Origin of the sequence: Wenyingzhuangia sp. 2_MG-2023 (genome assembly GCF_030548295.1) — a bacterium.
GTDB lineage: Bacteria > Bacteroidota > Bacteroidia > Flavobacteriales > Flavobacteriaceae > Wenyingzhuangia.
The window spans coordinates 1-13446 of record NZ_JAUOSB010000013.1 but is presented as its reverse complement, the minus strand read 5'-3'; the positions used below and the strand labels follow the sequence as shown (position 1 = coordinate 13446).

Below are 13446 nucleotides of genomic sequence, written 5' to 3'. Positions count from 1 at the left end.
TATGTTACATTAGTAATAGCTTAAATTGAGTAAAAACACCCAATCAGAAATAGTTAACAAAAGGTTAAGTAAAAGGGAATTTTACATTACGAAAGTTATTTTGAAAAAAGTAAAATAGCCAACAAAGACATGCTATTCATTTCTTTTTTTAAAATGGTTAAAGCACGGTTCATATGATTTTCTACTGTTTTAGGAGCAATATCTAAATGTTCAGCAATTTGATCTGTAGACCAACCATACATACGTTTTAATTCAAAAACAACCTTGGCTCTTTCGGGTAATTTAGACAGTATTTTCACATATGTTTTTTCCACGTCATCTGGAAAAGCATCGTTTTCAACCAAAGAACTTTTATGTTCTAAAACCTCTGTATCTTCTTCTAACTGATACACAATTTGTTTCCTTAAAGATTTTAATGCTAGATTTTTAGCAATGGTAAACAAATATGATTCAAATGATTTTTCTTCATCCAAATCTTCTCTTTTGCTCCATAGAATTACAAAAGTTTCTTGAACCACATCATCAGCATATGTGGATAAATTTAATGAATTTAAAAAAGCATAAACTTTTGAAAAATAGTAATTGTATAAGATTTGAAAAGCCTGTTGATCGGAATTTTTCACTCTTTTGATCAAGTCTTTTTTATCTATTTGTCTCACTACTTTTCGCATAAGAACAAAGAACTAAAATACAAACACTAGTTATATTTACTTAATATTATTTTTTAGTTATGTCTAATTTTCAGAAAACAAAAAGCCCTGCATAAATGCAGGGCTTTTAAAAAAAATTGTATGCTATTAATTATTTAACAGTTGAAACTGTTTTTACAATAACTGCAGCAATTTTATATGGATCTCCGTTTGAAGATGGACGACGGTCTTCTAACCATCCTTTGTATCCTTTTTCTACAGCGATAATTGGAATACGGATAGATGCTCCTCTATCAGAAACTCCCCAAGAGAAATCAGTAATAGCAGCAGTTTCATGCTTACCAGTTAAACGTTGTTCGTTATGTTCTCCGTATACAGAAATATGCTCATCTACTACATCACGGAAAGCTTCACAAATCTCAGCATATTTTTCTTTAGAACCACAAGTTCTTAAGATAGAGTTAGAGAAGTTAGCGTGCATTCCAGAACCATTCCAGTCAGTATCTCCTAATGGTTTAGGGTGGTACTCAATGTACATTCCTCTTCCTTCAGTTAATCTGTCTAATAAGTATCTAGCTACCCAGATTTCATCTCCAGCTTTCTTAGCACCTTTTGCAAACAATTGGAATTCCCATTGTCCAGAAGCAACCTCTTGGTTAATTCCTTCAAAGTTCAATCCAGCTTCAATACATAAATCAGCATGCTCTTCAACTAAATCACGACCGTGAGTGTATCTACCTCCAACTGAACAGTAGTACATTCCTTGTGGAGCAGGATAACCTCCTCTTGGGAAACCTAAAGGTAAATCAGTATCAGAATCCATAATAAAGTATTCTTGCTCAAATCCAAACCAGAAATCATCATTGTCATCTTCAATAGTAGCACGTCCGTTAGACTCGTGAGGAGTTCCATCAGCGTTTAATACTTCAGTCATTACTAAATAACCATTGATACGAGCTGGATCAGGATAAATAGCTACAGGCTTTAAAATACAGTCAGAAGCTCCACCAGAAGCTTGTTTTGTAGATGAACCATCAAAAGACCAGTTTCCTAATTCTTCAATAGTACCTTGAAAGTTTTCATGTTCTTCAACTTTAGTTTTACTTCTTAGGTTTTGGGTTGGAAAATATCCGTCTAACCAGATATACTCTAATTTAATTTTAGCCATAATTATATTTAATAAAAGTTTCTTTTTTACTTAACAGTAACAAATATAAAATAAATATTTAAACAGCCAATCCAAATACTACGTATTTTTACGTAGTACGTTTTTTTTTATTTCATGAATGACTTAACACAATCGCTAAACTGTTTTTTATCATATCTATAGGTTCTTAAAAAATAATATGGTTACAACAAATCAAATACCTAAATTTGCATCACCTTATTAAATTTAAAACAATTAACCACTATATATGAGTTCTGAAACAAGTAAAAGATATAGTCAAAGAGGTGTATCGGCTTCTAAAGAAGATGTTCACAACGCAATAAAAAACGTAGACAAAGGATTATTTCCTAAGGCTTTCTGTAAGATAGTCCCTGATTACTTAACCAATGACGATGATTATTGTTTGATTATGCATGCAGATGGTGCTGGTACAAAATCTTCTTTAGCTTATATGTATTGGAAAGAAACAGGAGATGCATCTGTTTGGAAAGGGATCTCACAAGATGCCTTAATTATGAATATTGATGATTTGTTATGCGTAGGTGCAACAGATAATATCATGCTTTCATCTACCATTGGACGTAACAAAAACTTAATTCCTGGTGAAGTCATTTCTGAAATCATTAATGGAACTGAAGAGTTGTTAGCTGAATTGAAAGGATTTGGTGTTACCATTCATTCCACAGGTGGAGAAACTGCCGATGTTGGAGATTTGGTTCGTACCATTATTGTAGATTCTACCGTAACTGCAAGAATGAAACGCTCAGATGTAGTTGACAATGCCAACATAAAAGCTGGTGATGTTATTGTAGGATTGGCTTCTTTTGGTCAGGCTTCTTACGAAAAAAGCTACAATGGAGGAATGGGATCTAACGGATTGACCTCTGCTAGACACGATGTTTTTGACAAATATTTAGCTAAAAAATATCCTGAAAGTTTTGATGCTGCTGTTCCTGATGAATTGGTATATTCTGGAAACACAAAATTGACAGATACTGTTGAAGGTTCTCCTATTGATGCAGGTAAATTAGTACTATCTCCAACAAGAACCTATGCTCCTATTATCAAAGCTATTTTAGAAAAATACACCCCAAAACAAATACACGGAATGGTACACTGTTCTGGTGGTGCACAAACTAAAATTTTACACTTTGTAGAAAACTTACACATAGTAAAAGACAATTTATTTGACATACCGCCTTTGTTCAAATTGATTCAAGAAAACTCTGGTACAGATTGGAAAGAAATGTATCAAGTTTTTAATATGGGACATCGAATGGAAATTTACGTACCTGCTGAAATTGCCAAAGAAATTATAGCTATTTCTAAATCATTTGATGTTGATGCTCAGATTATTGGTCATGTAGAAACTCCTAAAAACGAAGGTAAAAAATCACTTACAATCACAAGTCCTTATGGTACTTTTGATTATTAATTAAGATATTATCTTAAGTTAGATACAAAAAAAAGAGGCTACTTTCATATTCTTGAAAGTAGCCTCTTTTTATAAATATTAGCCCAATACTTAATCAATGTTTACCGAAAATGTTCCTTCAGTAGCATCTGTTACAAAAACATCTGAAGATTCAGCAGATGCTTTATAAGTTGATACATAACTAAAAGTACCTTCCGTTTGAAAATTAGGAACAATTGTCTCTGTTTCTGAAGCATCAACAACTATTGTCTTTTCTGTTAAATCTTGACTATCTGTATATGTTATTTCTGTTTTTACAAGTAGTTCATTGTTAACATTTTCTTCCCAAGTGATTAAAGCTTCCGTGTCAGAATTTGCATCAACAGACACAACAGTTCTATTTGCTAAAGAAGCTCTATACTCCTCTCCTAAAATGGTTGCAATATAATAGGTGCTTATTGATTTATTACCTGAAGCATCTTCTAAATATACTTCAAACTCATACAAACCTTCTTCAGCAACCACCTCTACCTCTATATTTTCGTTTTGAAAAACAGTGCGATCTATCTCAAAACTTTCTTGATCCTCCCCTACATTCCATGTAATGAATCCTTTTTTTATTTTTGGATCAGCATTGATAGCAACCACGAAAGACAACCTTCCGTTTCCTTGAACAGCATAGATACCTTCTGCTTTTCCAACATTAGCAATTTCTCCTTCTGAATATTCATCGTAAGTGTCGTACAAATCAGTACTACATGAAAAACAACACATTACTAATACCGCTAATAGAGCAGTATTAGTAAATGATTTTATATTTTTTATGATCATATTTTTATTTTTTTATTTGATAAATTTATTCAACTATTTGTCCATAAGCTTCTAGCTCCATAATGTGCATAAAAGTTGTTCCAGCCCAATTTAATTTGTTTACCCAACGAATATAACGGATTGGTTCTGCTGATGCATCTGCAGTTGCATCATGTCCTAGGGCAGCTGCTTCAAGATCTTCTGTAGTAAACGTTCCTAATGGCAAACCAGATGGTTTTATAATTTCTCCATTTTCTACTATTTTTACCCAACCATCTAAACTTCCGTCAGGATTTAACTTATTACTTCCCCAGATATCAAAGTTTTTAGGATTACCATTCGCATAAATATAATCGTTACCACTATTCTGTCTTTGGAACCATTTAATTCTACTAATTTTAGCTTTAACTCCTAAATCTAAAGTAAACATTGGTACATTTTGACCCTCATACTCTGGCAAACCACCTAAAGGATCTGTCCAAGTTGCTAGAGATAAATACCCTTTATTAAGAAGCCCATCGTAAAGTCTGCTTAATACCCAACCAAATCCTTCAGGAGTATCATGTGGTTGTACAATCGCTTTATAATTTACTTTATCTAAGTACTCTTCAAAAAGTGGAGATACCGTAAACATTTCTGCTTCAGCTATATTATCATATCTATCTTTAACTATTATCTGAAAAGTACGTTCAGTTGTATCAAACCCTCTAACAGCAAAATCATCTTTTATTTCCGACGTATAGAGAACGGTTACTACTTCTGGCACACCAAACTCATTAATGGCAGAAATTTCTATAGATACATTACTCTCGTATGGATTTTCCCAATAAATATGTATCCCTCCAAAATCTGCAAAAGCTCTTAGACTTTCAGCAACATATTTATATGGAGCTTTTTCTGGATTTATAATTGTTGTTACTGACTCTGACCTGTTTTCACTTTGATCAACGGTAAACAAACTTACCTCATACTCTTTTTCTTCTCCAAACCCCTGAACCGTTAAGTTGTTATTAAACAAAGAAGATCTAACTCTACTTACCTCTCCTGTACTCTGTCTTTTAAACTCAGCTTCTACGTATAGTAGATCATTATCACTCGGTAAATTATAAGTCAATTTTGCACTTCCTGCTAAATTTTCAACCATTACATTCTCTACTAATCCAGGTGCTTTTCCATCATTAGCAACAAGTGATCTTACGGTGTCTTCTTGGCAACTAAATAAAAGTGCAGAGCATAAAGACATCACAATAAATCTATTTTTCATAATTTTTATTTTAATGTTAATACTGTTTTACCAACCTGGCGATTGATCTAAATTAGGGTTCTGAATAATATCACTTTCTGCAATTGGCCAGAAATAATTTTTTTGTAAAAATTTAGTTTCTCCAACGATAGTTACACGATAGTACCCTTCTACTGTGGCATCATCTACAGACCATCCTTTAATTTCTGAATTGTTTAAATACTCATGCGCTTTTAGCCATCTCCTTAAATCCCAAAAACGGTGTCCTTCAAATGCTAATTCTATCAAGCGCTCTTGGTGAATAATCTCTCTCAATCCTTCTTTTGTATTTGGTTTTGATGGATTGTTAGAGTGATCTGTCCATGATTCTAAAACACCATCTAAACCTGCTCTTTCTCTTACAATATCTAAACTAGTGTAAACTTCTCCACTTGGTCCGTAAGCCTCATTCACACATTCTGCATGCAATAAATACATATCTGCCAACCTAATAACTGGCCAAGGATAAGCTTCTGGAATAAAGTTACTGTTTAAAACATCGTTAACACCTGATAACTTTTTAGGTAAATACCCTGTAATGTTACGGCTAGTTCCTGTAATTATTGATCCTGATTGTTCTTTCTTAGCTTTATAAGTATATAGATCTTTATCATTAAACCTTCCTTGACCATAAATTTTACCTCCATCAAAAAACAAGTTTGCATGAAATCTAGGCTCTCTATTAAAATGCAATGCTGCCGTGGTATATCCTGGCTCAATATAATAACTGTCATCATCTCCAGCATTTTTCACCTCATATCTATTTGCATAATCATAGTCCACATCCTCTTCAATAGGCACACCGTTGTCTGAATAAAACAATTCAGCCATACGCAACGTAGGAGAGTAATCTCTTGGTACTTTAGCATATTCCTCTGGTCTAACATCAGGTTGAGCTATTGGAAAAACATGACTTTGAATACTCGCTCCACTAGGCATTAAACTTCCCCAAATAACCTCTGTATTCCATCTATCAGAAATTGCTCCTCTAATGCTTAATTTAGTTAAAGTTGAATCTGACAATGTGTACATAGCGGAACCGGTAGATTTGTATAATGCATGTCCACCTGCTAAAGACAAATCAATAGCTTCTTGACATGCTACTGCTGCTTTTTCCCATTTTGTAATGTCAAATGTTTGGTTTATATAAGGCTCTCCAGCATTATTCACCCAATTAGCATACGCAGTGTTTCCGTTTAACAAAGGACTTGCTGCAAATGCTAAAATTTTTGCTTTAACAGCTGCGGCCATAGGCTTTGTAGCACGCCCTAATTCATCTGTAGTACTACTTATAAAAGGAGGTAACCCTTCTATAGCCTCATCTAATAATGATACAATATAATTAACAGTATCATCTGTTTTATCTCTTTCTATACGTACATCACCAATTCCTGAACTTACATCTATATTGGTATCAATAGTAGGAATTGCTCCATACATACGTAACAACCAAAAATGATAATACGCTTTTAAAAATTTAGCTTCGGCAATCCATCTACTTCTTTCCGTTTCATCTAAATCCTGAGGTTTATAAACATTTTCTAAAAAGATATTACAATCTCTTAAAGCTACAAATAAATCTATATCACTCCAATGGTTATACTTAGGTGATGTTACACTCTGAAACCCTCTAGTTAATTGTGAACCAACATCGCTTATAGCCTTCTCTCTATCCAACCATAACTCATCCCCTCCAAAAAAAGCTGGATTTTGACTTATGTTTGCATGCTGAGGCATATAACTATATAATGTATAAAAGAATCGTTGTGCGTTTACACGACTATTAAAAGCAATATCTATTGTCGGTAAATTATCTGGTACAACATCTATATAAGATTCACATGCAAACAAGCATCCTACTAACAGAGATGTTATATAATATTTTATTTTTTGTGTCTTCATTGTTCTTAATATTACAAATTAACTTTAATACCTAAATTCACTTTGCGTTGTAATGGATAATTTAACCCGTTACCTCTAAGTTCTGGATCCCATAACTTGAACTTACTCCAGTGAATTAAATTATTTGCATTTACATACATTCTAATAGATGCATTTCCAAAAAAACCTCCTTTTTTAGGTTTTATATTGTAACCAACTTCTAAAGATTTTAATCTCATAAAAGCACCATCACGCATCCACCAAGTACTCTGTTGATTGTTGTTGGCTACTGCATAAGTTGATAATCTTGGCCAAAGTGCATATATATCTTGATTCTCTTCAGACCAGTGACTATCTGCAAAGGCTTCTAAAATTTGATTTTCAGCAACTAAATTGTTTAAATAATCTCCTCCTGCATCTGTATCAGCAAAAGGTGACAACGATTTTGAATCAATAAAGAAAGAGAAACGATCTAAACCTTGAAAGAAGGCAGAAATATCAAACTTTTTATATCCTAATGAGAAACCAAATCCATAACTAACCTCTGGTTGCGTAGACTCTCCAATAGGAACAATATCTAAACTAGTAATTGCACCATCTCCATTTATGTCTTTGTATTTAATATCTCCAGCCATTACTTCACCAAAATCTTGAACTGGTGAATTTGCTACATCAGCCTCATCAACAAAAAGTCTTTCAGCTATTAATCCATAAGGTTGGTTTAATGATTGTCCTGTTTTAGCTCTCCAAGGTATACCTGCACTTGCATAATCAGGCTCTTCATAATTCACGAATTTACTTTTAGAGTCTACATAATTCCCATTAAACTCTAACCATAAATCTTTATTAAACTGATGATTAACTTTTAAGCTTAACTCAAAACCGTGTGATTCTGCTTCTCCAATGTTTGCTTTGATATCAGCTTGCAATCCTAATAACGAAGGAATATCACTACGAGTTTGTAAAATATTTGTTCTACGCTCTTTAAACACCTCTGCTTGAAACTGAATTGCATCTCTTAACATATTTACTTCTAAACCATAGTTTTGTTTGTAAGCTTTTTCCCATGTCACCTCTGGATTTGCATAACGAGAAATTGAAACTCCAGAACTACTAAATCCTCCATTTGTACCAAATTGTACTTTTTTAGAATTATCTATCAAATTCACATTAGACAAATAAAAGAACCTATCTGCATTAGACCCAATAGCATCATTACCAACAATACCATAAGAACCTCTTAACTTTAATCTATTTACAAAATCAAACTTCCAAAATTTTTCGTTTGAAATAACCCATCCAGCTCCAAAAGAGGGAAAAAAACCAAATCTATTATTGTCTGCAAATCTTTCAGAACCATTGTAACCAAAGTTAAATTCCGTAAAATATCTCTTATCATAATTATACGTAAAACGTCCAGATACCCCAATATTTCTATTAGGAAGAGACAACTGTAAATCTGATGCATTACCATCTACTTCTTGACGCATGATACCTACTAACAATGCGGATATACTATGCTTGTCATGAAATTTATGTGCATAATTTAAAGATGTTTGTACATACCCTACAGATCTAACCAGACGATCTGTATCGTTAGGACTAAATGTTAAAAACTCTGTACCAGTTTCCTGATTTAAAGGAGTTAAGACATAACTATCGTTCATAGGGTTGTAAGATCCCATGTCATAGTAATAAGGAGTATACGATCTATTAATTCCATAAGAAGATGTTCTGTTTAAATTGGCCAAAGCACGCCATTTTAAACCTGGAACTAAACCTCCTAAATCTTGTTTTAATTCTACTTGTAAAACATTAAGAGATCTACTGTACTCACGATATCCTCTTACCAATTCTGCATAAGGATTTAAATAATTCCCTTCTTCATCGTTACCAAATAAAAGGTGTTCTGTAAATTCATTTGCTGCATCTGGTGCATAAGTTGCTGGAAACCTTACTGGATTGGTACGATTGATCATATTATACACCTGACTACCACTTGGTATAGGTCCTGTATAATCATCTACCGTAGTATTTAATCTAATAATTGCTTCAGTAGTTTCTGTTAAATCTATATTGATGTTAGATCTTACAAAATATTGCTTTAAATCTATATTGTTGTTAAAGTTAGATTTTTCATCAACTTTTAAAATACCATTATCTTGAGATATACCTGCAGACACATAATATCTTGCTACTTTACCCCCACCAGAAACATTAAAGTTTAATCTTTGGTTCATTGTATAGTCTTGCAACAATTCTTCTTGCCAATCAGTAACAGGATAAACATAAGGATTACCGTCTCCAGCTAATGTATTGTCTATTTTATTTTGAGCATATGGTAAAATTCCTAATGGATCTCTTGTTCTTACTGCTTCATTATGCAATCTTAGATAAGTAATAGGATCTGCCAATTTGATATTTTGTGTTGCTTCTGAAAAAGTATTCTCAAACCTAATACTTACTTTTGGTTTTCCAATATCTCCTGTTTTTGTAGTAACTGCAATTACACCGTTTGCACCTCTAGCTCCATAAATAGCTGTTGCTGTTGCATCTTTAAATACTGAAAAACTTTCAATATCATCAGGATTTAGACGTGCTAAATCATCTGTAGTTAACTCAATTCCGTCAATTAAGATTAATGGACTTTGTCGAATTCCAAAAGTAGTCGCTCCACGTATAAAGAAATCTGCATTGTTTTCTCCCGGTTCTCCTGACCCCTGAAAAGCAATAACTCCTGCTACTCTACCTGCTAAAGCAGTTGTTAAATTACTAGATGGTATTTTTAATTCCTTAGGTTTAACTTGAGTAATTGACCCAACCAAACTTTCTTTGGTTTGTTTGTCATACCCAACAATTACAACTTCTTCTAAAGCCTCTGTATCTATTTGCATTGTAACGTTCATAATACTACCTGAACCTACTGTAAGACTTTGTGTTTTGTAACCTATGTATGAAAAAACCAAAACATCTCCTTTTGATGCTTTAATCACAAAATTCCCATCAAAATCTGTCTGCGTACCAATAGATGTTCCTTCAATAAGAACTGTTACTCCTGGTAGAGGCATACCTGTACGATCTAGAACTACCCCTGTAATTGATGACTGTAATTTTTTAATATTGTTTTTACCATTAACTCCATTTAATAGAACTTCTTTATTGATTACATTATCAAAAGAATACCCATTGGCAAATAAAAGAGTGCATAACATTAATGATGTCATCATTTTTATTCGGTGATGTTTATTCATTCCTAATGGAGGAATTAAAGAATAATATTTATTCATATCTTTTTTAGTTTAAAATTTAGTTTAAGTTTCTAAAAGCTATTTGTTCATTATAGCTATCTTGTTTTAAGTTGTTTTCAGTTAGTTTTATCTCATTTATTTTTATTTTTTTGATTGTTTTATTAAATTTTATTTATTCTATTCTTTATATATTTTTTGACATTGATGACCACCCCTAAATTCAAACTTACGTTTACCCAAAACCCCAGTAAACAAACAAAAGTTAACCAACCTTTAAAACCCTAATCACACCACCAAATAAACAATTCCTTTAAAAAAAGCTTAAAAACAAAAAAAATACTCAACAAAAAATGTTTTTAAATGTATTTTCAACTAAATAAAGGTCAATTATGTGATTTTATCTTAAAGACCTGTACAAATATGCAGGCAACTAAATGAAAAGAATTGCTCTCATCTTTTTTTTTCTTTACTTCATCTTTCATGGTCGATTCAAGCAATACCTAAACACTTAAAAAACAAATATTTAACAAAACACCAAACTCTATTCAATCATTTAAAATGCAATGATTAAAAAAGCTATTTTGTTATAAATAATTTATATAGCAATATTCTTTGATACATTTAAGAGTTGCTAATTTTAATATTGTAGGGGTTTCTATTTTTGATGAATTCATCAATGTAAAAAATACTATTCTATTGATAATTATTAAGAATCACATGTAAATTACATTACTTAAAAAAGTTTTATAAGCGTGAATATTATTCCTTACAGAACACATAAAGAATTTAATTCTATCTCTAAACAGTGTAATTTTAATCGTGAAATGTACCCATGAAATAGTAAAACAACCATTGCAAATATTTTTAAACTCTCTAACTCTACTCTTAAAACAAACCGTAGGTACTTTATAAAATAATTAAGGCTCTAAAACAACCGCTTTGAATAAGTTGTTTTAGAGCCTTAACCTTTTGTTGGTATAAATAAATAGCAGCGCTCCTCTAAAAAAACAATTAAACATTTGTAGATTTAAGCTATGCTTGTGTTTTTAATGTCCATAATTTTTATAAAACCTAAGTATTGAAAAAGTGGAGTTTACAATAGCAACTACATAATTTTATAAAAACACAACACCATGTATTTTAAATATTTAAACTATTTCATCAATGTAATAATCTCTACAACAGAAGCATTTCCTGTAGTAGATACAACCTTATATTTACTGTTTTTTGTAAGATTGAATCCTGGAACTAGTTGAATGTTTCCATGATCATTAATGCGATATTGTACTTCTTCATTTAAACGAAATGACTGTTGTTTTTTATCATTATTTAGCACAAAATTAACACCATCAGATTCAAGTAAAACTCCTGTAGTTGCTTTACGATTTGTATGATGTATACTTGGAGGAACCCATGTTGGTCCTTTTTCTAAATCTACTTCTAACTCACCATTCAGTTCTAATACAATCACAGGTATTGTTTGTTTGTAAGCTTCATTTGGAATAGTAGCTGCTATAGTTGCTTTGTCTATGTTTTGAGTAAAAATCACAGCTGTATTAGCACCTAATACATAAGCCTTATTTATTTTGGTTTTAAGACCATTTATATTAATTATTTTATTTTTCTCTCCAAAAAGATGCAAATAAACCTTTTGTTTTTTGGTAGTTATAGAACCCCACTTATACTCTCCCTTAAAGGGAGATCCTTTGGTTTCATAAACAGATGCTCCATTTACTTTGGTCCACTCTGCAATATTATTTAAACGAACGGTTTCTTCTGGAGTAAAACATCCATCAGGTCCAGGACCAATATTTAATAAAAAATTTGAGTTTCTACAAGCACATTTTGACAACATTGAGATGACCTCTTCTGAAGGCTTCCAATTAGCATCATTTTTATCATATCCCCAATTATGCCTTAAAGTCATTATTGATTCTAGATACCCTTCTGAACCTGGAGATGCTAATTCACGATCTCCTAAATTTTCATAATCTCCAAGATTATTTCCTATACGGCTACTAACAATACAATCTGGCTGATATTTCCTAACCATATCATAACACATTTGATTTAAATTGGCATGTCTTTTCACCCCCATATCAAACCAAATCAAATCAATTTGTCCATAATTGGTCAGTAATTCTTCTAAATGAGTTTTTACTATTTTTTTATAAGACTCAGGTATTTCAGCTCCATTTCTTCTTACTTTCTTATAATGATACCAATCTTTTTCATGTGAATAATAAATACCAACACGCATTCCTTGTTTATGACATTCGTCTATATATTCTTTTAACAAGTCTTTTTTATAAGCAGATGATTTCATGATGTTCCAATCAGAAGCTTTTGTATCAAACATAGCAAAACCATCATGATGTTTTGTCGTTAGTACCATATACTTCATACCGGCATCCTTAGCCATTTTAACCCACGCTGCTGGTTTGTAATTTACAGGATTAAATTGCTGTGCTTTTTTTTCATATTCTTCTTTAGGAATATCCGCTAAAAGATAAATCCATTCAGCACTTCCTCCCCCCATTTCTTTACCATAATCAATACCATTCCATTCCCCTCCATAAGCAGAATAAACTCCCCAATGTACAAACATTCCAAACTTCGCATCAGACCACCAAGCCATTCTTTCTTCCTTTTCAGCCTCTGTCTCACTCCATTTTTTTTCTTGTGAAAAACTAGCTTGAATAACTAAAATATTAGCTAGAATTCCTATAATTATATTTTTCATAAATACTTTTAATTGTTTTATTAATAAACGTTTGTATGTCTTTACATTTGACTAAACAAATACATTTATGCTTTTCCTTCAACAAAGATTATTTTGCAATAAAAGCGGCCTGTACCCAAGGAAAATCAATCTCATCATTTTGTTGGACTTTTCCAGGTGTACTCCTTCCCTCGTTAATTTGTTTGATTAACAATTGCTTTAGTTCTTTTACTTTCTCAGGATGAGATTCCGCTACATTGATATGCTCTCC

General features: G+C 32.2%; 8 protein-coding genes. 1 reads left to right on the top strand and 7 read right to left on the bottom strand.

The features are described 5' to 3' along the window. Window positions 1–95: 95 nt before the first annotated feature. Together Q4548_RS12800 and Q4548_RS12795 are read right to left on the bottom strand one after the other, a co-directional pair. Window positions 96–671, bottom strand: a complete 576-nt coding sequence (locus tag Q4548_RS12800) for an RNA polymerase sigma factor (protein WP_303455671.1) — start codon at window positions 669–671, stop codon at window positions 96–98. A gap of 130 nt (window positions 672–801) precedes the next feature. Next, the gene (locus tag Q4548_RS12795; RefSeq protein ID WP_303455670.1) at window positions 802–1818 is read right to left on the bottom strand and encodes a glutamine synthetase beta-grasp domain-containing protein; all 1017 of its coding nucleotides are present in this window, start codon (window positions 1816–1818) and stop codon (window positions 802–804) included. Window positions 1819–2065: 247 nt separating this feature from the next. Between Q4548_RS12795 and Q4548_RS12790 the strand changes: the two genes are divergently transcribed. Then, entirely contained in the window at window positions 2066–3253 is a 1188-nt protein-coding gene (locus tag Q4548_RS12790; RefSeq protein WP_303455669.1) for an AIR synthase related protein, read from the top strand. A 90-nt stretch (window positions 3254–3343) separates the two neighbouring features. On the opposite strand, the gene Q4548_RS12785 is transcribed toward Q4548_RS12790, so the two are convergent. The 5 genes from Q4548_RS12785 to Q4548_RS12765 all read right to left on the bottom strand — a co-directional run bounded on the left by Q4548_RS12785 (window position 3344) and on the right by Q4548_RS12765 (window position 13196). Further along, window positions 3344–4063: a DUF4998 domain-containing protein gene (locus Q4548_RS12785; protein WP_303455667.1), complete on the bottom strand. Its 720-nt coding sequence runs from the start codon at window positions 4061–4063 to the stop codon at window positions 3344–3346. Window positions 4064–4088: 25 nt separating this feature from the next. Next, entirely contained in the window at window positions 4089–5306 is a 1218-nt protein-coding gene (locus Q4548_RS12780) for a DUF5000 domain-containing lipoprotein (RefSeq protein ID WP_303455666.1), read from the bottom strand. A gap of 27 nt (window positions 5307–5333) precedes the next feature. Next, entirely contained in the window at window positions 5334–7226 is a 1893-nt protein-coding gene (locus Q4548_RS12775) for a RagB/SusD family nutrient uptake outer membrane protein (RefSeq protein WP_303455665.1), read from the bottom strand. Window positions 7227–7237: 11 nt separating this feature from the next. Beyond that, on the bottom strand, window positions 7238–10492 hold the full coding sequence (locus Q4548_RS12770) for a TonB-dependent receptor (RefSeq protein WP_303455663.1): 3255 nt from the start codon (window positions 10490–10492) through the stop codon (window positions 7238–7240). A 1114-nt stretch (window positions 10493–11606) separates the two neighbouring features. Beyond that, window positions 11607–13196 (bottom strand): alpha-L-fucosidase, encoded by a 1590-nt coding sequence (locus Q4548_RS12765; RefSeq protein ID WP_303455662.1) that lies wholly within the window; start codon window positions 13194–13196, stop codon window positions 11607–11609. Between the last annotated feature and the right edge of the window lie 250 nt (window positions 13197–13446).